Annotated in this window: 26 protein-coding genes; 9 read left to right on the top strand and 17 right to left on the bottom strand. The window is 59.4% G+C overall.

Annotated elements, in window-relative coordinates; translation table 11 throughout:
• Positions 1 to 31: 31 nt before the first annotated feature.
• Entirely contained in the window at positions 32 to 1,075 is a 1,044-nt protein-coding gene (locus ACFWEM_RS19060) for a glycosyltransferase (protein ID WP_378535940.1), read from the bottom strand.
• A 225-nt stretch (positions 1,076 to 1,300) separates the two neighbouring features.
• Complete coding sequence (locus ACFWEM_RS19055; protein ID WP_378535938.1) at positions 1,301 to 2,821, bottom strand: sugar transferase; 1,521 nt, start codon at positions 2,819 to 2,821, stop codon at positions 1,301 to 1,303.
• 858 nt (positions 2,822 to 3,679) lie between these two features.
• Between ACFWEM_RS19055 and ACFWEM_RS19050 the strand changes: the two genes are divergently transcribed.
• Entirely contained in the window at positions 3,680 to 5,146 is a 1,467-nt protein-coding gene (locus ACFWEM_RS19050; protein ID WP_378535936.1) for a hypothetical protein, read from the top strand.
• Positions 5,140 to 6,591: a glycosyltransferase gene (locus ACFWEM_RS19045; protein ID WP_378535934.1), complete on the top strand. Its 1,452-nt coding sequence runs from the start codon at positions 5,140 to 5,142 to the stop codon at positions 6,589 to 6,591. Before ACFWEM_RS19050 ends, ACFWEM_RS19045 begins: the two co-directional genes overlap by 7 nt.
• 2 nt (positions 6,592 to 6,593) lie before the next feature.
• Here ACFWEM_RS19045 and ACFWEM_RS19040 read toward each other — a convergent pair whose 3' ends face one another.
• Positions 6,594 to 7,769 (bottom strand): O-antigen ligase family protein, encoded by a 1,176-nt coding sequence (locus tag ACFWEM_RS19040; protein ID WP_378535932.1) that lies wholly within the window; start codon positions 7,767 to 7,769, stop codon positions 6,594 to 6,596.
• 348 nt (positions 7,770 to 8,117) lie between these two features.
• Between ACFWEM_RS19040 and ACFWEM_RS19035 the strand changes: the two genes are divergently transcribed.
• On the top strand, positions 8,118 to 8,489 hold the full coding sequence (locus tag ACFWEM_RS19035; protein WP_378535931.1) for a helix-turn-helix domain-containing protein: 372 nt from the start codon (positions 8,118 to 8,120) through the stop codon (positions 8,487 to 8,489).
• A 155-nt stretch (positions 8,490 to 8,644) separates the two neighbouring features.
• Here the strand turns inward: ACFWEM_RS19035 and ACFWEM_RS19030 are convergent, their stop codons facing one another.
• The 4 genes from ACFWEM_RS19030 to ACFWEM_RS19015 form a co-directional block, all read right to left on the bottom strand.
• Positions 8,645 to 9,568: a UTP--glucose-1-phosphate uridylyltransferase gene (locus ACFWEM_RS19030; RefSeq protein ID WP_378448611.1), complete on the bottom strand. Its 924-nt coding sequence runs from the start codon at positions 9,566 to 9,568 to the stop codon at positions 8,645 to 8,647.
• Positions 9,569 to 10,140: 572 nt separating this feature from the next.
• Positions 10,141 to 11,289, bottom strand: a complete 1,149-nt coding sequence (locus ACFWEM_RS19025; protein ID WP_378535930.1) for a beta-mannosidase — start codon at positions 11,287 to 11,289, stop codon at positions 10,141 to 10,143.
• A 46-nt stretch (positions 11,290 to 11,335) separates the two neighbouring features.
• Entirely contained in the window at positions 11,336 to 13,069 is a 1,734-nt protein-coding gene (locus ACFWEM_RS19020) for an ArnT family glycosyltransferase (protein WP_378535929.1), read from the bottom strand.
• On the bottom strand, positions 13,066 to 15,027 hold the full coding sequence (locus ACFWEM_RS19015) for a hypothetical protein (protein WP_378535928.1): 1,962 nt from the start codon (positions 15,025 to 15,027) through the stop codon (positions 13,066 to 13,068). Before ACFWEM_RS19015 ends, ACFWEM_RS19020 begins: the two co-directional genes overlap by 4 nt.
• A 305-nt stretch (positions 15,028 to 15,332) precedes the next feature.
• Here ACFWEM_RS19015 and ACFWEM_RS19010 point away from each other — a divergent pair, with 305 nt between their 5' ends.
• Positions 15,333 to 16,055, top strand: coding sequence for a hypothetical protein (locus tag ACFWEM_RS19010; RefSeq protein ID WP_378535927.1), 723 nt, complete (start codon positions 15,333 to 15,335; stop codon positions 16,053 to 16,055).
• A 34-nt stretch (positions 16,056 to 16,089) separates the two neighbouring features.
• On the opposite strand, the gene ACFWEM_RS19005 is transcribed toward ACFWEM_RS19010, so the two are convergent.
• The 9 genes from ACFWEM_RS19005 to ACFWEM_RS18965 all read right to left on the bottom strand — a co-directional run bounded on the left by ACFWEM_RS19005 (position 16,090) and on the right by ACFWEM_RS18965 (position 19,789).
• Positions 16,090 to 16,287 carry a CsbD family protein gene (locus ACFWEM_RS19005; protein ID WP_378448616.1) on the bottom strand — a complete coding sequence of 66 codons (198 nt, stop codon included), beginning with the start codon at positions 16,285 to 16,287 and terminating at the stop codon, positions 16,090 to 16,092.
• Positions 16,288 to 16,367: 80 nt separating this feature from the next.
• Positions 16,368 to 16,631, bottom strand: a complete 264-nt coding sequence (locus ACFWEM_RS19000) for a GlsB/YeaQ/YmgE family stress response membrane protein (RefSeq protein ID WP_378535925.1) — start codon at positions 16,629 to 16,631, stop codon at positions 16,368 to 16,370.
• 406 nt (positions 16,632 to 17,037) lie between these two features.
• The gene (locus ACFWEM_RS18995) at positions 17,038 to 17,622 is read right to left on the bottom strand and encodes a hypothetical protein (RefSeq protein ID WP_378535923.1); all 585 of its coding nucleotides are present in this window, start codon (positions 17,620 to 17,622) and stop codon (positions 17,038 to 17,040) included.
• Positions 17,619 to 18,188: a DUF6286 domain-containing protein gene (locus ACFWEM_RS18990; RefSeq protein ID WP_378535921.1), complete on the bottom strand. Its 570-nt coding sequence runs from the start codon at positions 18,186 to 18,188 to the stop codon at positions 17,619 to 17,621. The genes ACFWEM_RS18995 and ACFWEM_RS18990 overlap by 4 nt, the downstream gene beginning before the upstream one ends.
• Complete coding sequence (locus ACFWEM_RS18985) at positions 18,185 to 18,574, bottom strand: Asp23/Gls24 family envelope stress response protein (protein ID WP_378535919.1); 390 nt, start codon at positions 18,572 to 18,574, stop codon at positions 18,185 to 18,187. Before ACFWEM_RS18985 ends, ACFWEM_RS18990 begins: the two co-directional genes overlap by 4 nt.
• The gene (locus ACFWEM_RS18980; protein ID WP_230816399.1) at positions 18,567 to 18,746 is read right to left on the bottom strand and encodes a hypothetical protein; all 180 of its coding nucleotides are present in this window, start codon (positions 18,744 to 18,746) and stop codon (positions 18,567 to 18,569) included. The genes ACFWEM_RS18985 and ACFWEM_RS18980 overlap by 8 nt, the downstream gene beginning before the upstream one ends.
• A 38-nt stretch (positions 18,747 to 18,784) precedes the next feature.
• Positions 18,785 to 19,051, bottom strand: coding sequence for a hypothetical protein (locus tag ACFWEM_RS18975; RefSeq protein ID WP_378535917.1), 267 nt, complete (start codon positions 19,049 to 19,051; stop codon positions 18,785 to 18,787).
• The gene (locus ACFWEM_RS18970; RefSeq protein ID WP_378448622.1) at positions 19,044 to 19,328 is read right to left on the bottom strand and encodes a hypothetical protein; all 285 of its coding nucleotides are present in this window, start codon (positions 19,326 to 19,328) and stop codon (positions 19,044 to 19,046) included. The genes ACFWEM_RS18975 and ACFWEM_RS18970 overlap by 8 nt, the downstream gene beginning before the upstream one ends.
• Positions 19,325 to 19,789, bottom strand: coding sequence for an Asp23/Gls24 family envelope stress response protein (locus tag ACFWEM_RS18965; RefSeq protein ID WP_378535915.1), 465 nt, complete (start codon positions 19,787 to 19,789; stop codon positions 19,325 to 19,327). Before ACFWEM_RS18965 ends, ACFWEM_RS18970 begins: the two co-directional genes overlap by 4 nt.
• 185 nt (positions 19,790 to 19,974) lie before the next feature.
• Between ACFWEM_RS18965 and ACFWEM_RS18960 the strand changes: the two genes are divergently transcribed.
• Together ACFWEM_RS18960 and ACFWEM_RS18955 are read left to right on the top strand one after the other, a co-directional pair.
• Positions 19,975 to 20,553, top strand: coding sequence for an RNA polymerase sigma factor (locus tag ACFWEM_RS18960; RefSeq protein ID WP_378535913.1), 579 nt, complete (start codon positions 19,975 to 19,977; stop codon positions 20,551 to 20,553).
• Positions 20,550 to 21,041: a hypothetical protein gene (locus ACFWEM_RS18955; protein ID WP_378535911.1), complete on the top strand. Its 492-nt coding sequence runs from the start codon at positions 20,550 to 20,552 to the stop codon at positions 21,039 to 21,041. The genes ACFWEM_RS18960 and ACFWEM_RS18955 overlap by 4 nt, the downstream gene beginning before the upstream one ends.
• A gap of 214 nt (positions 21,042 to 21,255) precedes the next feature.
• On the opposite strand, the gene ACFWEM_RS18950 is transcribed toward ACFWEM_RS18955, so the two are convergent.
• Positions 21,256 to 21,504: a hypothetical protein gene (locus ACFWEM_RS18950; RefSeq protein WP_007726566.1), complete on the bottom strand. Its 249-nt coding sequence runs from the start codon at positions 21,502 to 21,504 to the stop codon at positions 21,256 to 21,258.
• Positions 21,505 to 21,656: 152 nt separating this feature from the next.
• On the opposite strand from ACFWEM_RS18950, the gene ACFWEM_RS18945 reads away from it, so the two are divergent.
• The 3 genes from ACFWEM_RS18945 (at position 21,657) to ACFWEM_RS18935 (ending at position 24,022) form a co-directional block, all read left to right on the top strand.
• Positions 21,657 to 21,827: a PI-type proteinase gene (locus ACFWEM_RS18945; protein ID WP_378535909.1), complete on the top strand. Its 171-nt coding sequence runs from the start codon at positions 21,657 to 21,659 to the stop codon at positions 21,825 to 21,827.
• Between the two features lie 276 nt (positions 21,828 to 22,103).
• Positions 22,104 to 22,523 carry an STAS domain-containing protein gene (locus ACFWEM_RS18940; protein ID WP_378535907.1) on the top strand — a complete coding sequence of 140 codons (420 nt, stop codon included), beginning with the start codon at positions 22,104 to 22,106 and terminating at the stop codon, positions 22,521 to 22,523.
• Complete coding sequence (locus tag ACFWEM_RS18935) at positions 22,520 to 24,022, top strand: trehalose-6-phosphate synthase (protein WP_378535905.1); 1,503 nt, start codon at positions 22,520 to 22,522, stop codon at positions 24,020 to 24,022. Before ACFWEM_RS18940 ends, ACFWEM_RS18935 begins: the two co-directional genes overlap by 4 nt.
• Positions 24,023 to 24,128: the final 106 nt, after the last annotated feature.

Raw genomic sequence — 24,128 nt, 5'->3', positions numbered from 1 at the left:
CTAACCCCTGAGGGGAGGCGGGATCGGTTACTCATCGTGCGACCATCTCCTTGGGCCATCCGTCTTTGTCGAATTCAACGACCTGCCCTCTCAACGCGGCAGAGATACCCGATGCCATCGACTCAGCGGAATAGAGTTCTCCAACCTTCGTTGATATTTCCCCAGCCGATACGGGATTGGAGTCCAGATACAGAAAGTAATCGCGTAGTGCCACGGCCAGCGATTCCTCGGTTGTCGGCGAATAGCTCTGCATCGGACCGACTACGGCAAGCTCGATCTCAGGGGCGTGCGGGGCATCCTCGGGATACAGCATCGGAACTCCGAATCCCAGGCTCTGAGTGACACTCAATCCGACATATCCCGGAGAGACCGACATGATTGATCGTGCATAGATTTCAGCAAGCTCGACGGGGCTTTCGATACGTCCGTGCAGAACAACGGATTCCTCTAGACCGAGATCTGAAATTTGCCTCTCTATCGTTTCCGACGCATTTCCGAAACCTACGATTTCCAAGACGGCGCCCTTGTCTTTGAGGCCCGATCGATGGAAAGCCGGAACCAATTGATCCACGTTCTTCTCGGCAACCAATCGACCGACATAGACTATTGATTTACGCGATTCAGTGGCGTTCTCGGCGTTGATATACGCGCGCTTGTACAAAGAATTCGGTGCTACCCACACTGGCTGGTGCGGTATCTCCCGCCTGGCTGGGACCACGCTGGCGTACCCGTAAAGAATAGTTCCCTGAGACAACCGGCGCATCGTCCTTCGAAGAAAAGCCGTCTTCGATGAGGACCCTTCTCTGGGATGAAGGTGGCCCCAAACCAAAGTACGGCGTCGCATAATTCGTCGAAGGGCTAAAATACCCCACGCCGTGAGACTCCGAGGGTTCAAATCAAGGATGGTCACGGAAGCGGTAAGCGGGTTTCTCCAGGAGCCAACCTGAAGAAGAACCTTGTCACCGAAGATTCCTATCCGTCGAACTCGCTCATAGAAATCCTTGTCGATACCAGTTCGAACCGTAGGATCCAGTCCGTAGTCCGAGGCAAGAATGCAGAGATCGTCATTTTCCATCTCGCGCAACACTTCGATGCACGGATTACGATATGTTGGAATTACCGCTAAGTACATCGAATATTTCGACGATGACATCGAAACGGTTCCCCTAAATTTCTCATCGAGTGTGACCGATTGGCCAGTGTGCATTGCGCAATTCCCTCTACTCCGGATCCCAGGCTGCATTCACCGGGAATAGCGAATCGGATTCGCGATTTGAATACGAAAGAATGACAGAACCGATCAGTAAGCGCCGTCACTTGCCATTACGGCTTTGAGCGTTTTCACGACGATCATGACGTCCCCAACCATCGACCAGTTGTCGACATAGGACAGGTCCAGTCGCACGGTTTCTTCCCACGAAAGATCCGAACGCCCACTCACCTGCCACAAACCGGTGATCCCTGGTTTGACAAGCAGTCGCCTTTTCACGGCCCCGTCGTACGCCTCTACCTCACGCCTCAACGGCGGCCGGGGACCAACCACACTCATCTCGCGACGGAGCACGTTGACGAACTGGGGCAACTCGTCTATCGAAAACTTTCGAATGACGCGCCCTACCTTGGTAACCCGAGGATCGTCACGCATCTTGAACAGAACGCCGGCGCCCTCGTTGTCCGACAGGAGACTGTCGACCTGTGTGTCGGCGTTTTGAACCATCGTTCGGAACTTCAGCATCGGGAAAGGAACCCCGTCCAATCCCATTCGCTCTGACCGATAGAGCACAGGACCCCGACTGGTGAACTTCACTGCCAACGCCGTCGCGATCAACACCGGGCTGATCAGGATGAGAATGACAGACGCGAAGACGACGTCGAATGCTGTCTTGGCGAACCGTTGCGCACCGTGGTAACGGGGACGTTCGACGTGAATCAGCGGAAGACCGGCCACCGGCCGCATCGAAAGCCGGGGACCGGAAACGTCCAGGATTCCAGGCGCCACAACAAGATCAACGTCCTTGCACTCCAGATCCCAGGCCAGCTTCCGCATACCGTCGTATCCGAGGTGTTCCGTCGCAGTGACCGCCACTGCATCGGCACCGACCAAGTCGAGCGCGTCGGTCACGTCGTGCTCGTCCCCGAGAACCGGTATTTCGTTGCCGTCGACGACTATGACTCTGTCCCGACGACCTAGTTGACTCGGTTGGCACACGCCCACCACCCGATAACCGTCGCCGGGAGCTCGTTCGAAGGTTTGGGCCAGTTTCTTGACTGCAACCGGGCTTCCTACAACCAACACGGACGTCTGGAAGTCGCCTCGAGACCGTTTCCGCGCGATGACCTTTCGCCAGATCCAGCGGCTTGCCATCAGCGCCGTCAGACCAACCGGGAAGGCAAAGGCCAGATAGAGTCGCGCGATGTCCAACTGCAGCAGAAGACTGACAATCGCAATGAGTCCGAAGAGGCGCACTGTCGCTACGAAAATTCGCCGGTACTCTTCGGGGCCACTGCCGATCACACGGATCGATCGAGTGCGGAAGATGCCCAGAGACGATAACCATATTGCCGACAACGCAATTGACACACCTGTGTAACTCAGTTGCCCGAGGATGCCGGTACTCACCGCACGGCCGTCTCCGCCGAACCGTAGCCACTGAGCCAGGAAAACGGTCCCCACGATGATCACCGAGTCACCCAGGAACAGTCTCCTGCGGTATGCCGTTTCCCATTCCCGCCGTGAAGTCGATCCGCGGCGGAGGTCGGGCACTGCACGGGGAAGCGTGTGCTTGTTCTTGCCCAGCGTGGACACGTCGAGCGCCGTCACGTGATCAGTCCCTTCCTCATTCGTGGAATCCGTGCGTCATTGAATTCGTACGTCGTTGACAGGTGTTGAGCGTGATTCGCCAGAACGAGCAATACGCTGGAACAGCAAATCGCTCGCTTCGATCCGAAAAGTGCAATTCCTCGAGAATCGGAACGCTCTCACGCTCCGAGTGGATTACATTTCAGCACTGTCCGCGCGCAGGATCAAACGCAAAGTCGCCCCAGTTCAGGCCCGTAGCCCCGCACGCCCCCACACATTCCAATCTGACCGCAGCACAACCTCTTTGCGACTCGCCCTTCGGACGCAACTCGACCGGAACAACGGGGCGAAAAATCGATTCAGAAGCAACTTTCGCGTTACTTCGTCGAAAGTGCAGCAAACAGAAGGACCTTACTCGTCAGTAGGCGGTTGCCACAGCGCATCGCATTACCGATACCGCCTGAATAGAGGATCATTTCCTTCGGTAACCGACACAATGACTTTCGCCGACAGAAGGTGCCTGCGCCGTTGGGGACCTACGTCCCCGGCCGGGATCTTGGTCCCTACTGCCGATTCGATGTGCAATTCGAAGGCGAATAGCCATACAGCCCTTGCTGATACAAGTAGCACCTCGGAACCAAGATCAGGTCACTTGTCCAGTTTGCGACAAACCGATCGCTGAAATGAATTTTCCATTCGTCTCACTATGTGAGATTTCTACCCGGCTTCAGCCATTCCACGCCGGTGAGTGTTCGGATTCGCACCTTGTGACCGATCACGTAAGGTCGACAAAAGTCGGGTTCGTTGACACAAGATCACGCCAGCCGACACGGCCGGCACAGCCCGAGTAGACGACCAGTTCGAATAGGACTACATATCTTGAAGATTCGCGACCTACGCACGCAGTCGGGAATTATCCCCCGCCTCGCAGTTCGTTGGCTGATGATTGCAGCCGCGACAATCTTTGCTTTCTGGCCTACCTGGACCAATTTGTGGAGGAGCACTGCGAGTGGCACCGCCATCGGATACGTTTTCGTCCTCCCTCTGCTGTGCCTGATAGCTGCCGTCGGAACAGATTTACGACGAGGCCCGGATCTTCCGATCCACGACCGAGAGACGGACAAGATTGTCGGCGGTATCGGCTTACTGGTCTCTCTGGGGTTGCAGGCACTCCTCATGCCGCGTTTTGCCGAGAACTACGAATTGATGCATATCGATGTAATCGCGGCTTGGGTATTTGTCTGGAGCGCAGCGGTTCTCATGTTCGGATTACGTCCAGTGAATCGTTACTGGGCAATTTGGGTTGTTCCGATCCTCCTGGCTCCGCTCATCTACCGCACGTTGGCGACTGAACTCGGCGGCACACGATTCGACTACAGCATCATCATGGTGCTGGTCGCTTCGGCCGCCACGACGATCGCCGTCAGTCGAACGTGGAGGAGGGGATTCGCCGGGTTCGTCGGCTCGTCCGTCTTGGGTGCAGCCTTGGTCTACTACCTCTCCCGTCAGTACCCGACTGCACCGTTGTTCAGCATCCAGCTGCTACCGGCATTAGGTAGCGCATTGCTGGTAGGTGGGTTCTTCTACTTGTACGAGCGACGCGGAAAGTCGTTGAAGCCGTTCGAACGCCCGCTCCGGAATCCTTCGACGTCAACCAGCAACTGGACGATCCTGGTGGTGTTCGCCGCAGCGATTGTGATGTTCTTTACGCCAGTGCCCACCGCACAGAACGTTCCGGTCTCGGTGGGGCCACCGGCGACATCCGATCCACGACTCGTCGTCCCCGCTGGTTGGCGTGAAATCTCGACGAACGAATACGACTGGCCGAGAAAGTACTTCGGTTCCACTTCGGCACTCACTCGCCAGACGATTCGTGCTGACACGCCCAACCCTGCATGGGACAGCCAGATGCGTCCACGCACCGTTCAAATGGACGTTGTTCAAGTGCGTCGCCCATCCACTTTGGCTGTCTACCCGAGCAACACGACCTATGATCTCCAGAATGCACGTGTCAGCCCAACGGTACGAGTTGAGTTGAGCCGTGGGGTGGTCGCAGAAATGTACACCGTTGTCGACGACTCCCTCCTCCTCACCTGGAGCAATCTCAATTTCGTGTGGACACGTGGCGACGGCGCCGCACAGCGCGTCACACTCTTGACAGTGGACAATCACGAACCGAATGCCTTGTTCCCCGAACCGAAACCATCGATGGCGTCGAATGGAAGCAATACCTTGGCCGTTCTGCTCAGAGGCCGGATATCGACGGTGGACAGTGAATCTCAGTACAAGGACCTAGGTATGCTCCAGTCACTCGGAAGGCTTGTCGTGGAGGCACAGAAGTGGTAATTCCCAATCTCTCTGTTGAGGACGAAAGCTCCGAGGAGTTCAAACGAGCCGCACTCCACGACGCTGTGAACGGGCTGCGTGAACGCAAACCGATTTCATCGGCATCAATTGCGTTCTATCCTTGGCAGCGCAACATCCTGCTCGTGATTCTCGCGATCACAATCGCCTGTCTTGTCTTCTTCCTGACTCCCACGCTCATCGTTCTCACATTGGTGTGCACGCTCGGGTACGTATGGGCGATGGTGGATCGACTTGTGTTGTTCACACGCGGTTTGGATGCTTCCTCGATCGTGACGATCAGCGATCAAGAGGCAAGCGCACTTTCGGATGAAGATCTCCCGCACTACACAATCCTTGTTCCGGCGTACAACGAACCGGAAGTAGTCGGGGACCTGATTTCCGCCATGCGTGCAATCGACTACCCCTCGGACAAATTGCAAGTGCTGTTGCTCCTCGAAGAAGATGACGCTGTCACGATCGACGCTGCGACTGCCGCCGGAGTCGATGAAGTGGTGAGCATCTTGAAGGTCCCCGCTGCAGATCCACGTACCAAACCCAAAGCCTGCAACTACGGCTTGCACTTCTCGACCGGCGAGATAATCACCATCTATGACGCCGAAGACTCTCCGGATCCTCTTCAGTTACGCCGTGTAGTAGCGACTTTCGCGAAGCTTCCAGCGAGTACTGCGTGTGTGCAGGCCAAACTCGCGTTTCACAACGGAACTCAGAATCTGTTGACTGCATGGTTCACGGCCGATTACGCCCTCTGGTTCAATTTCATCCTCCCCGGACTGATGCGCAGCCAATCACCAATCCCCCTGGGAGGCACGTCCAATCATCTTCGCCGAAGTGTGCTCGACGAGATCGGCGCCTGGGATCCCTTCAATGTCACCGAGGATGCAGACCTCGGAGTCCGCATCGCCGAGAGCGGTTACCGGACCGCAGTTCTGAACTCGACGACGCTCGAAGAAGCCAACAGCGACACGATCAACTGGATCCGCCAACGCTCACGCTGGTACAAGGGTTACCTGCAGACTTGGTTGGTCCATATGCGTCAACCGTTGAAACTGTGGCGCGGACTCGGCACGGTCGGATTCTTACGCTTCACCATCTTGATGGCGGGGACACCCATTGTGGCGACACTGAACATGGCGTTCTGGCTGATCAGTCTGGGTTGGATTCTCGGCCAGCCCGAGGTCATCCATGACGTGTTTCCCAATTACGTCTATTTTCCTGCCCTCGTGTCACTCGTGTTCGGTAACGCCGCAGTCCTTTACATGAACTTGGTGGCATGCCGAGAGACCCGAAATCCTATGCTGCTGATAGCTTGCCTGACCGCTCCGCTTTACTGGGTATTGATGAGCATCGCGGCCATCAAAGGCACATATCAGTTGATACGCAACCCGTCTTACTGGGAGAAGACCTTCCACGGCTTGAACACGTAGTCTCAATTCCCGATCAACGCTTGTTGCGCGGGTTGAGCTTTGGAGCTTGCGGTCCGATCACTCTCCGTCGACAAACATGCAAAGGCGAGTACGACTGGTAGCCAGTAGTAGGCCTGCTCGAAGAACGCCGATGTCAAAGCGAATGTCATCATCGAGACCAGCACGCCGGCCGCAGCAGCGTTCTTGCCGGACTTCATCGATCTGAACGCGACCAGTGCCGTCGCGCAGATGATCAGTGCCACGGCAAGGGCGAGGACCACCCCGCCTTGGTACCAGGATCGTAGGAACACATTGTGAACGACTGTGACGTTGTCGAACGAGGCAGCATTCGCCGAGTTCAAACCGACGCCGGACAGCGGATGCGCACGAATCGCGTCCCACGCGAATCCGTAAGTGTCGTTACGGATCTCGAGCGTGCTGACAGCCTTGGTCTGGCCGGTGACCTGGAGGTATCGATCGGCCGGCGTCTCCAGGTGCTTGCCGAACTCGGTATAGGTGATTGCGATCCAGAAGAGAATGGCGGCACCGACAAAACTCTTGGCGATGGTGGTGATCTTCACTCGCGAAGTTATCGCCACGACGATCAGTCCGATCGCGCAGGCCGACAACGAACTCAAACTACCGGTCGCCAGCAGTCCCACCGCGTTCACGATCGAGATCAGCACCAGAACGAGCCGATTCTCCGCCTTTCGCACCGCAGCCCCCAGGCAGAGAATCAGTGCAAGTGAGGACATGATGCCCAGAACGTTCGGATGCCCTGCGAGACCTGGAGCACGACCGTTCACAACACCGAAACCGAAGACGGATGAACCAGCCAGTTGGATGGCGGCGACCAGAGCAGAAACCGATTGGCTTGCTATGAACGCAATACAGACACGCCTGACAAAAGCCGGATCACGCTGGACATTGGCGACCATCACAAATATCCCGAGCCCGAGAACAATGAAAAGTTGGACTCCAACGTAGAGATTTCCGGTGACATCACTGCCACGTGTCGCCGTTACCGTCGCGACGAGAGCTGCGTAGCCGGCTATCAACCAGATGCTGACAAACTGCGGCCGAGCGACTCGTCCCAGCGCTACTGAGGCCACGATGACCACAAGCACTGCCATCGCCCACAACTGCGTGACCGTGCCGGGCAACGAGCGGTATATCGGAACTACGAGCGCAATCGCCATCCAGATAACGATGGTAGGCGAAAATGGAATTCTGGCTGTTCGTCTTGCCGTCGGAGCGACACCGTCGCGAAGGCCTTCCAGTCTGAGTTGACTCGGCGTTGTCATTGAGTTCCCGCTTCCGACAATCGAATTTTTTGCATTTCACCCTCAATTTCACCCTTCACCAACGGCCGACTGAATAATCCCCGCTCAGAGAAGAAGTCAGTCCCCGTCAGCGACGTCGCGTAACTGCAAATAAGCGAATCGTCGGCGAAAAACTTTGCCACGGCATGGCAGATATCCAAATGTCCTCGACTTGTAGCCGAAAGGAAGTGGCATATACCTCTCGGCTCAGGCAATATGACCGCTATGAGTGGTTTCTCCGCATGGGTCGAGCATCAACTGGAACTTCGCTCGTTCAGCGACATCCAGGAAGCTGCGCGTGCGCTGAAGATTCGACCTTCCGAACTGAGTCGATGGCTTTCGGCCAAGCGCCCTCCCACGCAGGACACGATGCGGACGGCATGTCAGGTCTTCGACGCTCCGATTACAGAGGTGCTCGTAGCCGCCGGTTATCTGACTCCTGAAGAAGCGCGGCCGGGAACGACCCCACCGTCGGTTCTGAATTCGATCGCGACGCAAGCCCTGGTGGACGAACTCGCCCGCCGCGGTATCGACCAACACAGCGGTATCGACCAACACAGCGGTATCGACCAACACAGCGGTATCGATCAACACTGAGCTGCCAGAATCGCATCTAGCCTGGGACAGGAATTGATCGCGGGCGCGCCCGAATGAGCCTGGGCTACCGACGTTCACATGCGCGCACGCAGAAATGGTGCGGATTCTCTTGCACCAAAACATATTTCGACCTCTGGTGTCATGGGCGGCATTTTTCAGTAGGTCAACTGCGGATCCGGCTGATCCAACCGTTCCTTGAGCCAGACTCTCAATTCCGGTCCGTACTCGGTGCGGCTGAGCGCATGGTCGAGAGAAGCTCGCAGAAAGCCGCCCGGGTTACCCAGATCGTGGCGGGTGCCGTGATGGACGACGACGTGAACCGGATGCCCCTCCGCGATCAACAGCGCTATCGCATCCGTCAGTTGCAGCTCGCCCCCTTGCCCTGGCGAGATTCGCCGGAGCGCATCGAACACGGCGCGATCGAGAAGGTAGCGTCCGGCTGCGGCGAGAGTGGACGGAGCATCCGCCGGGTCCGGCTTCTCCACCATGCCTACGACCGCAAGCACATCGGGATCGTCGCCCTCCACAGGCGCTTGCACGTCGAACACTCCGTAGGCACCAACACGATCCGGCGCGACGTCGAACGCGCACAGCACGGAACCACCGCGCTCGGCGCGCACCTTCGCCATCGCGTCGAGAACCCCGCAGGGGTGAACCAGGTCGTCGGGAAGCAGCACAGCGAACGAGTCCTCGTCGGCATCCAACACTGACTCGACAAGACCGACAGCGTGCCCCAAGCCGAGTGGGGATTCCTGTACGACAGGCTTCACGGATATAAGACCCGGCGCTCGACGCACGCGCTCGAGCAGATGGTGCTTTCCACTCGCGGCAAGCTTGCCCTCGAGCACGAGATCCTCGACGAAGTGCCCGATCACCGACGCCTTTCCGGGCGCGGTCACTATCACCAATCTTTCCGCGCCGGCCTGAGCCGCTTCACTGGCAACCAGTTCTATCCCGGGCGTATCCACGACAGGGAGTAGCTCTTTCGGGATCGTCTTGGTGGCCGGAAGGAAGCGGGTCCCCATCCCGGCAGCCGGTACCACCGCAGTCTTGAAAGGCCGTTCAGAGTATCCAGTCATCGTTCACCTCTCCGCTCACGCGATGCTCCACACACTTACCGTTACGCGCATGCAGCGGTCGTCCCCTCATTTCGACGACCGAAAGCTCACATCGCATGTACAGCCTGCGCACAAGGTCTACCGGGCGACCGATGCTGCCGCAAGTTGACTCGACCTCGGAATTCGTTGCGCGCGAGAGCTACACACCGCCCCGCATTGTCACTCCCACGAGGGTCGCACCAAACTCCGCTCACTACCCGTTACCACGGCGAACGGTCGTGCCCGCATTTCGACGTCAATCAGAACGGGACCGCCCTGTCAACCAAAGGGGCAGGTACAGCACAACTTCCGACCGCAGCGGTCCGATCTGACCGTCCTCGTGCGACCGGACGTAGGTCCTGCGGGCGCCGCGTCGATGGTCCCGCCCCGTCGCGCCGGCTTTCAAGTTCGGTTATCCGCAGGTGAATGCCACTGAATGCCATTGAATACAAACGAAATACGATCATCACATCACGAAGACACGTTCAGGTTGTTATCAAATCGTGATCAAATATCCGCTGCGCGAACAGTAGAGGGGTCGACCGGACACCGCGCTAACCTGCCAGTGAAGTAATCACGTCGAAGAGTGGATCGTCAGGCCCGATGTCCATTGTGCATTCGTTCGGCCGTGGATCCGGCACGAAGGCCCACAGGAGGGCTCCCGCCGTGCCGGCTGACTTCTGCCCCGTCAGCTTTGTCTCGATATTCGTGGCTCTGGTCGCCAGTGATTCACAACTGCCCGCCAATTCGCCTGTCTCGGCGACCAACAACGGCTTCCCGACGGTCGTCGCCTGTTCGATGCGACGCGCCAGTCCGTTCCACTGATCGCCCGGAAGCGGTACCCCGTCCGCTCCGTAGTCGTGATACTGCAGAACGTCGACGAAGTCGGACTCGCTCACGTATTGGTAGTCGTCACCAGCAGTGCCACACTGACCGCCCCCGACATATCCCGCCGTGATCAGAGTGTTCGGATCAATCGCCCGAAGCTCGGCGCCTGCCGTGTCGAAGAACTGCCGCAACACCTGCGCGGAATCAGACGGACACGTTCTCGTCCACCAATTGCAGGCCGCGTCGGTACACAGACTTGGCTCCGGCTCCCCCACCAATTCCCACGCCGCGACGGAAGGTTCGTTCTTCCAACGGTCGACGGCGGTGTGCATCCAGTCCTGGAAGCTCATGGTGGCTCGACCCGGGATCAGGTTCGCGACCTTCCAGTCGTCGGTGTACCAATCCCTGGACTTGAATTGCCCGTCATCACACCCACTGTCCTGGGGTGAGAGCACCGGAATCGTGAACTGGTTGTGTCGCGCCGCAGCGTCGAACACCGCGTCCATCGGGCCGAAATCCATCTCTCCGGAGAATTTGTTCACCGCAAGAGCCTGGAAGGCGTTGAAGCGTGTGACGGAGTTCGGTGGCAGCGAACCGAAGTACGCGTCGAGGTCGACCATGGCGCCGCAGCCGAAGTTCACCGACCAATCAGTGGCCAGCTGATAGGCATTGAGCCCGGTAGGCCACCACGGCTCGCCGTCGAGCGTCAGTCCGTTCGACGACGCTCCGACCCGAACTTGCTCGGGAGAATCGGCGCCTGCGGGCATCGTGAACACGCCCACGACCGCAGCGACAGTCACAACGGCGGCTACAGCGGAAGCGACACGGCGCCGGACTGCGCCACGCTCACGCGGACGTACTTCTTCAGAAGACATCTGCAACCATCCACGTCATACAGACAATCCTCCCACACGAATTGCCTCATCGACCCGTTTGGCGTTCACCGGTGATGCGGTACAAACGCCAGGCCGACGGGTCCATGCCGCCGTCGTTGGGTACTTCGAGCACCAGTGCACCGACCCCGCCTGCACCGGTGTCGTACATCGTCGGATAGCGCCGATTGACGGCGTCCGAAACGCCACGACCGGTATTCGGAACCGACAGGATGTACTCGACGTGATGTTCGGCGGGGTTGTTCAGTACGCGCACGAAGTCCGCATCGGAGGGCACGACAAACTGCCGAGGGTTGTTCGAGGACGCCACGACGGCGTAACTCTCCACGGTGTCGAGCAGAACCGAGCCCTCCGGCAGATGCAAGTCGTCCAGATACTTGGCGATGCGACGCTCCGCCGCAAACGTGCGGAGATTCGTCTGCTCCTCGAGATTCTGCCGGCCCGGAATGATCGCGCTGGCAATGGAATGCTCGAGCACTGCGAGCCGGGCATTACCCATCGCGACAAACGTGACCAACGTCGAGCCCACCAGCAGGCACAGAGAGATCACAAGGGGCAGAGAAGGTCCCGACTGTTCGGGGTACGTCGTCACCGAGCGTGACGCAGCAGCCCCCGGCCGACGCGTGACGACCGGAATGCCGCGTGGAGCGATCAGCACGACCAGCACGAAGCACAGCGGAATGATCGAAATGTAGAAGCGCAGAAGGGGAAACGTCGAGCCCATCACGTACAGAAGCGTCTGAGCGCCGAGGATCGCGCCGAACAGCACAAGAGGCACGACCACTTCGGTGTCCCGCCGCCGGAGTGCGTAGACGATTGCCAGGACCGCGAGTACCGGGAGCGCCGGCCCGAGTACGGCCATTTCGGTAATCGAGAAGGTAAGGCGTGTAATCGGTGAGTCGGTTCCGGCCCCAGCCTGCTCGAGGATGGAACTGTTCCCGTACACCGACGAGAACTGTTGGAACGCTTGGCCCGTGATGAGCCAGCTGGCAAACGACCACAAGACGAACGCCAGGAACCCCGGCATCATCACGACGGCACCGTCGAGGGCCGCTGCCCAGAGCCGCAGGCCAGGTCCCGCACCCTCGCCCCGCTCCTCCGCGGTCGGTTGAAAACGACGCCAACTCACCACAGTCACCAGCACCACTGCGACGAACAGCGGTGCCAATGCGTCGTATCGAGTGAGGTACGCCAGTGCAAATGCGAGGCCGGCACCGATGAGGTCGTGCACGTCGTCGCTGCGCATCCACCGAATCAGACGACGAGTCGCCCACAGAACGAAGAAGAGGAACGGGGCTTCGCTCATTCCGCTCGCCGCGTACATGACGATCATCGGATTGACAGCGAACAGCACGGTAAGGACGACGGTGACCCATCGCGCACACCCACGGTCGCGACTGATCCCGCGTATCTGAATCACCGCACCAGCCATGAACGCCGCGGACATCACGACCGCAGTGATGTTCCACCGCAGCAGATCCGGCCACCAGTGGCCCAACAGACCCATCGGAATCTGGACGGCCGCCGTCAACGGGGTGAACACGAATCCGATCGCCGCGAAGTGCGGATCACGGCTGAGCAGCATTGCCGACACCGCGGCAACACGGCTGAGCGAGTCGGTGAAGATGAAGCCGATGCCCGTGTTCATCCACACCCCCAACGCGGTGTAGATCGCGAAGAGGACAACAAACATCCGCCAGGGCTTTCGGCCCGACAGATCGTGGACCGCGACGGACGTGGCCGGGCGATCGGTGACGGTCACTGTCCTCGACGCCTCGTCACGAGCACACCACCGACGGCCACAGCGATCAGTACCACGGTCCCGAATCCGATCCAGCCGATTGTGACCGCACTCAGGCCGGTCTCTTCTTCGGCGGATGTCGCAGTGCCCAACGGTGCGACGTTGACTCCGATGTCGAACGGCTCTCCGCCCGCAGGCGCCACCAGTAGATCGCCCGTCAGTTCTGCGAATCTGTCCTTCCCGCCCTCCAACCAGTTGAGCAGAGCGTCGGCATCGGCCGCATTACCTTCAGACGTCAGCGCTACCACTTCGTTGTGCGAACCCGAAACCACCTGCAAAGCACCGTATTGCCCACCGAATTCCAGGCCTTGCAACCGCAGGAGCCCTTGATCTGCCGTGTCCATGGGTAGAGCAACCGGAGTGGGCAGGGTTCCGTCCGCCGCGATCAACAACGCCGGCAGCGAACTGGTCGCGGCTTCGCCGAACGGGAGTACACGCGGTTGCATCGGCAGGTAGCTCAACCGCTGCATCGCGACAACGAGGCGCTGAGCTCGAATGAGATCGGCAAAATCACCTCGACTCAAACCGACGTCGAGCGTTGGCAGCATTGACTGCGGCAAGGCCTGGAATCCTCCTGGGGTCGGCGGAAATCCGGTAGAGGAGGTGATGGTGCTGGCCGGGTCGACGGTGAGGGAAGAAGGACTACTCGTGCCGCACTGGAAGTCGCCAGTCACGTCCATCGAGACCTCGAACGTCAAATCGCGCCGCAGGAGTTCGTTCGGAACATCGACCCCGATGTCGAAGCGCCCGGTCTCGTTCACCGTTTGCGAGGCAAGTCTCGTATCCCCGAGCGATATCGAAAGCTCTCCGTTGCGCGAATTCGGCAACGGCACATAGGAACCGATCATTCTTACCGACACGTCCTTCATCGGACGCCCCAACTGCGATTGACTGAACGGGACGTCGACCTCGATGTGATTGAGACCGGAAGCTGTCAACTTTCCGAGCTTCAGTTCACCGACGGTGATCGCGTCCTGGGAGATCTGGGCGACTGTGTTGTCCGGCGATGCAAGCGCTCTACTAGCTGCCCAGTAGCCGTCGAAGTTCGCCGCCAAGAGACTGACCTGAGGAACGAGTGTCTTGTCGTCCCCCGAAATCCGCAGCACAGGTGAACCATTCGGAGTCGCCACAAGATCGATGCCGGCGTCCCCGCTGTTGCCGAGCACAACAGCTCGCTCGAAGAGTCCCGGCTCGGCGGACGGTAGGCTCTGGCCGTTCGGCAGCTGCTCCACCACCACGGCATCGGGCTGACTTCCGTACTTGTTGACAATTGCTGCACTCAGTTGCAAAGCCGCGCTCTGCTGCGACCCCGACGAGCCGTCCGTGACGTAGATGGTTGCCTTCCTCAAAATCGGAGGAAAGAACGTTGCCACAGTTGTCGGCTGCTGCTCGGTACCGTCGTAGGCGACAAAAGCATCCCGGAGCGCGAGGGGCTGGTATCTCGTTCTGTCGTAGCAGCGGTTGTCGACGGGAACGAGGTGAGCGATCATCGACACGGTCACGCTTCGGTCGACTACTTCGAGGCCTTGCAAGGGAACCGAGATGGGTAGACCGGTTCCGGCTTGCCCTGCGTCGAAATCGACGCGGCTTACCAGACGTCCGTCAGCAGTCACTTCGAGCCACCCCCGACTGAAGTCGGTCGGGGCAGTCAGGATGCCGGTCACAGCAGTTGCGGTCAGTCCGTCCGGCACCGGCACGGTCACCAACACGGGCGCGTCGTCGGAGGAGAACACGATGTCTGTTCCCCGCCCGAGTTCGGTGAAGGAGATCGGGCTAACAGCTGGGGCGACAACCGAAGTGTCGGAGTCGTCCTCGAAATCCTGGGCCGAGGCCACAGTGCCGAGCGGAAGCACTAAAGTAACCGCGACCGCCACCGGCATTGCCAGCGCGCGCGTCAGCCAAGTTCGAGTGTGGCCCATCAATGTGTCTCCTCGACATCTTTTGTTTCCGCGCGATCACCAAACACAAATCACGAGTAGCAATCTCGCCAGTTCGCGACGGTCACAGGTCCGATCGCACCGTTACGGACAAACAAACCATAACGACCAATTTGTGCGTTTGGCTAATTATCCCGACGGGCGAGACTTTTGTTACGGCACGTCACATGATTAGTAATCACCGCCACTGGGAAGCCGACAGAAGCCGCCAAAAAGCCCGTCAAAACGCCTGAACGTCCGTCCAGTCTGGGCGTTTCGCAGGCGGAAAGTTTTCAGATAAGGATCCCGTGACGATCAATTCGATCATCCCCGTCGGCAAGAGCGCGATCGGAACATTGATCGGTGCACCGTTCCAATTCGCATCATCGCTGCGCAGGGCCAGGGCTTTCCACCCTTACGGGCTCGAACTGAAGGGAACACTGAAACCGGCCACTCCCTGGTGGCCGGTATCGGAGTCGTCGACGATTACCGTCAGCGCTCGAATGTCGAAGGCACTCGGAACACCGGGGGACCTACCAGACGTACTCGGCCTGGCTCTTCGGTTGCATGATGTCGGCGCCGATGAAATCCCGTGGGACATTCTTCTCGCAACATCAGGACTTTCTACCTTCTCGAAAATGTTTCCCGCTCCGGCATTCTCATGGAACGGCGCGAGATACAGCACACTGGTTCCGTACTCACGCGCGGGCGGCGCCGCAGCGTGGCTGATCGTGACACCGCGCGGCGTCCACCCGACCGGCACTTCACTGCCCGCGCTGAAGGCGGCCGTCGATCATTCCCCTCTGCACTTCTCCGTCTACCTTGCGAGAATCCAACTTCAGTTGATTCCGATCGGACACCTCTGCCTCGACGAAGTCGCGGACCACCCGGATTGCCTCCAGCCGTCCTTCGATCCGATTCTGCACAGGCCGACCCACATGCGCATGCTTCCGGAGTGGCTCGCGGAAACGCGGAAGTTCGCGTATCGCGGTAGCCGCAACGGCCGAGGAGACACACAAAAGCGCGGTTGATCGGACTTGCCGATCAACCGCGCCCGAAGCTCACTCAGTTGGTGAACTTGTCCTTGATATCCGAGACCTTGTCACTGACAGCGTCTCCGGCCTTCTTGACCTTTGCCTCGCCCTGATCGGCAACACCTTCGGCAGCCAGATCATCGTTGCCCGTGGCATTTCCGAATTTTTCCTTCGCCTCGCCGATGAGATCCTCAGCGCGGTGCTTTGCCTTGTCGATGAAGTCGGACATGTGTTTCTCCTTCTAGGATTCGGCCGTGAGATTTGGTCGTGGGATTTGGTCGAACTCGAACAGCGTGGAATAGATGTGGGTCAGCGTTTTCCGGTGACTGCCTTGACCAGGAACAGCAAGATGACGGCACCGAGAAGGCAGGTGAGGAAGCTGAAGATCCAGCCTGCACCCTCGACATCGAAACCGAAGACCCGCAGCAGGAAGCCACCGATCAGGCCGCCGATGACACCGACCACGATGTTGAGGAGCATTCCTTGCTGGGCATCGGTTTTCATGATCTTACTGCCGATCCAACCCGCCAGTCCACCGATAATGATCCAGGCGATGATTCCGAGTGAGAGCATTGTGACTCCTTGAGGTAAGGGACGGCGCAATGAGAGACTGCCGGCGAAGGGAGAGTTCCACGCGATCGGCCCGCGCAACTAGACCGTGATCGCGGGTTGTGTTTGCACACAGCCGGACTCTCCGCCGCACGACGCGGGAGATCGTGCACTCGGTAGCAGCCACATTGTCTGCTTACCTTTCTATCAGGTGGTCACGACAGAACCAAAACGACTGGCTACTCAACACATACGACGAACAACACTCACCGACCCACACATGATCAGCGTCACGACGATTGCGATCACCATCGATGTCGCAGTCGCCACGAGAACCGTGACACACAGTGCCACAGCAACATCCATGATTCTGTGCGCGATGGGGAGGTCTACCAGTACCCGGTCGTCAGGCGGCTCAAACCTCGATTGATCAGAGAGTTCTCGGCTCATCGTGTTTCGCACTTTCAACGGCGATGCGAGTTCGGGTCGCGACGGACGGATCACCGACTACCGCTTGGACTTGATCGCCGGTATTGGCGACCCGAGAAACCAACTCGGGCAGCGTTTCCGATCCGGATATGACGCTCCGTCTCAAGGTCACCCGCAAATCGACTGTTCGAACTCCGCGGTCGACCAACGCTTTTCCTCGAACACGCGACACTTCGTCGAAGCCTTCCAATGATGCACTCGCTCCTTCGGCGACCGCACCCAGATCCGCGGTGATCGAATTGTGAGAGTTCGACCCCGGAACCGTGATCTCCTTCACCCGCCGAAGTGGCACATGAGAAATCAACCACCGCAACGCGAGTAGGGCAAGCAGAGCCCCACCAGCCCCGACAGCCCACGGCCACCACGAGCGGTCGCCGAGATCTTCAACCCACGGGATGTCGATTTGCGCCGGCAGATCCTTGATCACGTCGAGATTCCAGAGGATCGCTGCGACTCCCAGCGCTATCGAGAGCAGTCCCGCGATGCACGTCGCCACGCGATCTATCACCGTCGCCGTTCGGGTCATGATCTTTCCCCCGTCTGGATGCGAATCTTGATTCGAGGGGACGGTGACAGCGTCTGGGTCAAGTCCCCCAGCACGGCACGGATTTCCGATTCCGCGGTCGCGGCCCCATCGAGTGTGACCGTGGCCTTCACTTCGAGCTTGCGCCGAGTCGCGTGCGACGAAGCGGAGCGAACGTGGGTCAACGACTCGACGCGTACCGACGCTATCGCCGCGACATCTGCGGGATCGATCCACGTGTCAACGACTCCGACCAAGGCATTGGCTTTCTTTCGCCGCGGTTTGAGTCCGAGGATCACGAACCACAGACCGATGACGACGGCTGCGATTCCGGCCGGCAACATCCAACTCTGAAAGGCGAGCCCGTCCACATATTCGAAAGCACCCGATATCCACTGCGACCCCGTGATCACGCCGGTGTCCACAAGGACGTCTCGGATCCCGACCACGCCGAGCGCCAGTACCGCCGCGGCGACCAGAAATCCGGTGAACGTAGCTCCTGGCGTCGCCAATGGAACCGGAGCCGCAACCCTCGAGGCGGTAGGTGGTACGACCTTGTCCGAAGTCACTGCACTTTCCTTCCCGCATCACCGTTGGTCGATGCCGGGAGAACGCTCACTATCGACACGTCCACACCGTCTACGTCCAGTCCCGAGACCGATTCCAACTGGGCCCTCACGTTGTCCCGCACCGCGGTGCCGATGACCGACAAGGATCCGGGCCACTCGATCGCGATGTCCACCTTGGCTCGTACCCGCCTGCCGGACACCAGCACTCGTGCCCTCGGCAATTCGCGCCCGGTCAGTTTGTCCATGCCACCGGCGTGCTGACGCACCCCTGGCGTTCCGCGAGTCGCCTCGATCACCAGCTTCTGCGCGACTCTGTCTCGAATCGTCAGCGTTCCGCGTTCGCCCGGCTCGCCAAGCACAGCCTCCGGCAGAGCTGTGTCAGCCACGACCGCGACCCTTCAGCATCACACCGAGGTCGAACTCACCGTCACGCTGACCACCGACGAGGTAACCGACCACGCCGAGAACCAGCGCGATGAGGAATCCGGTGAAACCGCCTGCAGCAGCTGCGACTCCGAGAAGTAGTCCTGCCAGAAGGCCGACAGTCGAGGTGGTCATGTGAATCCTCCGTTGTGGATGATGTTCAAGGGTGCGAGTCAGATCTCGGTATAGGTCTTGGCGCCCGGTAGCCGAGCGCGCACCCGGGTGTACTGGGCCCGAACGGGTTTGACTATCTGCCGAATCGTGCCGCGCAGCGTCGTGCGGACACCCACATCGATCGGGGATGCGAAGTCCCGGTCGATGCGTTCGAGCGCTCGATTGAGCGCGGCGGCTGATCCGCCTGCATCAGGGTGGTGCTTCCTGATCGCCGCTCTTCGTGCAGAACGGCGATCAGGTTCAGTACCACGAGAACGCTCAGGCATTGTGCGGGCGGCCTACTACGTCTTCCACCGTCACGTTCACGGGGCCGGAAACGAGTCCCGAAATGGCTTGTCGGATACGTAAAGCGGTCTCACGAACGGCGGCGTCGGCGAAGATGCAGACGTGGACGTCGGTCGACGACTCCGTCACCCGCACGCCGACGACTCGACGACCGGGAAGGTAGGTGCCGACCTCGCCGAACATTCCGGCATGAAGTGATGCGACGCCAGGTACAGCCGTCACTGCCTCAGCGACGGTGTCAGCGATTTCGGAACTCACTGCACCCGTGTGGTCTTGGACTCGTTTGTTTCGTCGTCGCCGCCTTCGTCGAGGTGGACGTCGTGAACCGTGATGTTCACCTCGGTCACCTCCAGACCTGTCATCCGTTCGAGCGCTGCGATGACGTTGCGGCGAATGCCGGTGGCCAGGTCTGCAAGAGATACGCCGTACTCGGCCACGATGTCGATGTCCACCGCTGCTTGCTTTTCGCCGACCTCGACCGAGACGCCCTGGGAGTGGTTGACACTTGCGCCGGGAATCCGCTCGCGCAGTGCACCGACCACCCGGGATGCTCCGCCGCCGACGTCGTACACCCCGCTCACCTCTCTGGTGGCGATTCCGGCAATCTTCGAGACAACGGTGTCGGCGATCGACGTCTTTCCTTGCGAGCTCACCAGAGCCGAGTCGTTCGATGATGCAACATCCTTCGTAGATGCTGTCGCAACCTGCGTGCTGACCATTGTCATCTCCTCCTGTTGATCGATCTACCTGTGTAGTCGTGACTCGAAGCTAAAACCGAATGTCTGATTCGAGTGACGTGCATCACTGACATTTATTAGTTACGGTCCGTAACATTCAACGCCCCGGCCGGACGAACAACTTTCGAACGCAGCCGAGTTTCCGCATTTCTGCGAGAGGAGCGACTGTGGCGTTACCGCACACACAGGGGCTCACGGAAGCGCCTGAAGGCTTGGACACCGCGACAGTGGACGCTGCGATACTCGGCGGCCGAGAAGCATTCGAGTCACTGGTGCACCACTACGGACCAGCGCTCCACCGCTATGCACGTCGAATGCTCGCGGACGAAGGCGACATTCTCGAGGTAGTCCAGGACACCTTCGTGGCCGCATGGCGTCAACTCGAATCGTTTCGCGGTGAATCATCCATGCGAACATGGCTTTTCGCGATCTGTTCACGAAAGATCGTGGACAGCTACCGAATCAAGAGAGCTCAACCGATCGACGACAAACTGCTCGACCCTCTTGTACCGTCTCCCGAGGCCGGTCCATTCGACTCGACCTCGAACTCCGCCTTCCTGGAGGCGCTGGAGGAAGCGTTGGGGGAATTGCCTTACCGCCAGCGCGCGGCCTGGACGCTGCGAGAGGTGGAGATGCTCACGTTCGTTCAAATCGGAAAGATTCTAAGACTCACTCCGGATGCTGTGCGTGGGCATCACCATCGTGCACGGGCTAACCTGAGTGAACGAATGACGAGGTGGCGATGATCGAATCACGAACCGACGCATTGATGGCGCACGCATCCGAGGTCCTGCGAAATGCCCCGGAGCCAGGCTGGGATCGAATCAGCGACAAGGTGATCCGGGCGCTCCGATCGACCTCGGCATCGGGCTGGCCACTGAACGCGCACGCGTCCGAGGGTCCGCGTCTAGGCACGGTGTCGGTAAGCGACCATGTCCTCCGCACCCACCTCGCCGCAGAGATACGTTCTCGACACCACTGCTCACCGAGCAGCATCGAATTCTTTGTCGACGGCCACGAAATACGTTCACTACGTATCGAACTGGCTGCGCCCTACGGAGTCGATCTGGCCGAGCTGTCGGATCGGGTGCGATTCACGGTCGTCGATGTCGTTCACATGATCCTCGGCAATATGGAACCACCGGTCTCTGCAGCGAGCGTTCACATCGCCGTGACCGACATCGTCGACGATCTACCTGCCGGGAAAAATACAAAAAGCCGTTCCGAACACTAGGTGTTTGTTCAGCACGTGTTTGGGAACCCGGCACTCATGACCACTCCCCCACCCCCGGATCCGGGCCCTGTTCCCGACCCGGGGTCGCCGACACCTCCCGCGCCGACACCACCCGATCCGCTGAATCCGCCACCCGTGCCGCCCACTCCGACGCCACCGAACCCGTATCCCCCGGATCCGATCCCGCAGATCTGAAGTCGGCTGCTGCAGCGTTTCAGCCGCCGAGTTCGGCGATCATCTCGCTCAACGATTCTGCAGCGATACGCAGTTCGCCTTCGTCGGGGTTGTCGGGCGAGGAAGGCAGGCGTTCGGCCAACTGCTCGCGAGTGACAAGCGAGATACCCTCGAGTCCGAACCCTTCTTCATCGGGGACGTAGATCTCGATCTCGCCCCCGACCGCTACCAATTCCGAATGGGGGCCGCTGCCAAGTAGTGCACGCAGGTGTTCGGTCGTCACGGTCATATGGTTCACGTGAAATCTCCTGCTTCGGTGACAGCTGACTTCGCTGGTTGTCGATTCGACCTGACGCACTACCTCCTATTGAGTACCCCTCGCGGGTGAGCAGGAAACGACGAGTACATGAACAACTACTTCCCGAAGGGAACGCAGACACCATGAGCGAACAGAATCCCACCGACCACACCGATCAGTCGGACGAGCCGCAGACCACCGGCACCGGCACCGGCACCGCGCACAAGGACGTTCAGACCGATCCGTCGGGCGAGCGCACGTGGGCCGACGAGGGTGGCGCCACAACGACCGGTCCGGCGACCGACACCGACTGATCTCGCCCGAACTGAATCATCGGGACCAAGGTCCCGTGAGCACGCGCTCACGGGACCTTGAAATCCTCACGGATCTAACGCTTTTCACCTGCGGTTTCGTGATGCGGTAGGGTAGGCACTCAGCACGGTTGAGCACCCAGCCGTTGAAGACGTGCACGGTTCGCGTGTTGCTTCCCGTGCCGTTTCCCCGGTTTCGCAAGAAACCGTTTCGAACTAGGCCGTTTCGAACCAGACCGATTCGAACGAACCGTTTCGAGCAATCCGTCAGGAGTTTCGATGAACGAGTTTTCGAGAACTACAGATGAGCGTGCCGACAGTCCCCCCATTTTCACCGTCACGTCTGCGGAAAACATTCAGTCATTGGTGGTCAGCGGCGAGATCGACATCCAGTCCCGAGCTGATTTTGCGGCGTGCGTCGATGATCTGATCAGCGAGCGTCACCCGTTCGTAGTCGACTGCTCGGACGTCCAGTTCATCTCCGTCGGAGGTCTTTCCATCATCGAAACTCTCTCGGCCAAGGCTCGAAGGCTCGGCGTCCCGTGGACACTGATCGCAGCGCACCCTGTCAGGCGCCCGCTGTCCCTGTTGAAGATGGATGCCGACATCGTGTTCACCGACTCTGTGGCCGAGGCGGTCACGTACCTGTCCGCTGCCGCCATCATGGACGAGACCCTGGCGGAGCCGATGTCGGCGTGAGTAACGATCTCGAAAGGCTTTCCGAATTCGTCGTTGTCGCCAACCGACTGCCCGTCGATCTGGAAATCGACGACACTGCAGCCGACGACGACGGTGGCAAGAACTGGAAGCGAAGTCCGGGCGGGCTCGTCACCGCGCTCGAACCCATCCTGCGGCAGCGAGACGGCGCTTGGGTCGGCTGGCCGGGCGTCGCAAACGAGAAGGTCGATCCCATAGTTGTGGACGGCCTCCGCCTATTTCCCGTCGAACTGACCTCTCAGGACCTCGCCGAGTACTACGAGGGGTTCTCCAACGACACGTTGTGGCCGCTCTACCACGATGTTCTGGTGGCTCCGACGTTCGAGCGGTCGTGGTGGCACACATACGTCGCGGTCAACCAGCGGTTCGCCGAGGAAACCGCGCGTTGCGCCGCCGACGGAGCTACCGTCTGGGTGCAGGACTACCAATTGCAACTCGTGCCGGCGATGCTGCGTGAGCTGCGGCCAGACCTGACTATCGGGTTCTTCCTTCACATTCCTTTTCCTCCGGTCGAGCTCTTCATGCAGCTTCCGTGGCGCAAGGAGATCGTCAAGGGGATGCTGGGTGCCGACCTGATCGGCTTCCACTTACCCGGTGGCGCAAACAATTTCCTGTTCTTGGCCCGCAAACTACTCGGCTTGAAGACGACAACAGCGGGCGTCGGTGTGCGAAGTGCGCTGGGGCATGTCGATTTCGATTCTCGCGTCGTCAAGGTGGGAGCATTTCCCATCTCCGTCGATTCCGCCGAACTCGAGCGCCAGTCGAAGAGCGAATCGGTGTTGCGCCGAGCACGCGAATTGAAGGAAGAGCTCGGCAATCCCGAGAAGATCCTTCTGGGAGTCGATCGCCTCGACTACACCAAAGGCATCGACCTGCGGCTGCAGGCACTGAAGGAACTTCTCGACGAGGGCCGCTTGGACCCGGAGAAGTACACAATGGTGCAGCTCGCCACGCCCAGTCGTGAACGCGTGCAGCACTATATCGATCTACGCAGTGTCATCGAGGAACAGGTGGGTCGAATCAACGGCGACCACAGTCAGATCGGCCGCCCCGTCGTTCACTACCTGTACCAGCCGGTCGACCGAGAAGAACTGATCGCGCTGTTCGTCGCTGCCGACGTCATGCTCGTGACGCCGATGCGCGACGGGATGAATCTCGTGGCCAAAGAGTACGTAGCGTGCCGCGGTGACCTCGGTGGCGCTCTTGTTCTCAGCGAGTTCACCGGCGCTGCAATGGAACTACGACAGTCATATCTGGTCAACCCGCATGATCTGGACGGCGTGAAGAATACGATCCTGACCGCTGTTCATCAGGATCCGAAAGAGGGCCGTCACCGCATGGCTGCCCTGCATCGCCAGGTCATGTCGCATGACGTGCATCAGTGGGCCGAATCGTTCCTGACCGCCCTTGCCCCGACTGAACCGCGCCCGGAAGATCAGTTCGTCACGGAGCGTGAGTCCGACTTCGCGCGCAACAACTGACCACCGCGGGCTTGAGTCAAGGGTGAGCAGATACTCGAGCTAGGATTGGTTTCAGTTCATCGTCAAGCAGCGGCTGCGAACTGATCTCCTCGCCATAGCCGTGCAA

The sequence above is a fragment of the Rhodococcus sp. NPDC060176 genome, from assembly GCF_042728675.1.
Taxonomy (GTDB): domain Bacteria; phylum Actinomycetota; class Actinomycetes; order Mycobacteriales; family Mycobacteriaceae; genus Rhodococcus_F.
The sequence above is the reverse complement of the archived record's forward strand: the minus strand, read 5'-3'. Positions and strand labels throughout refer to the sequence as shown.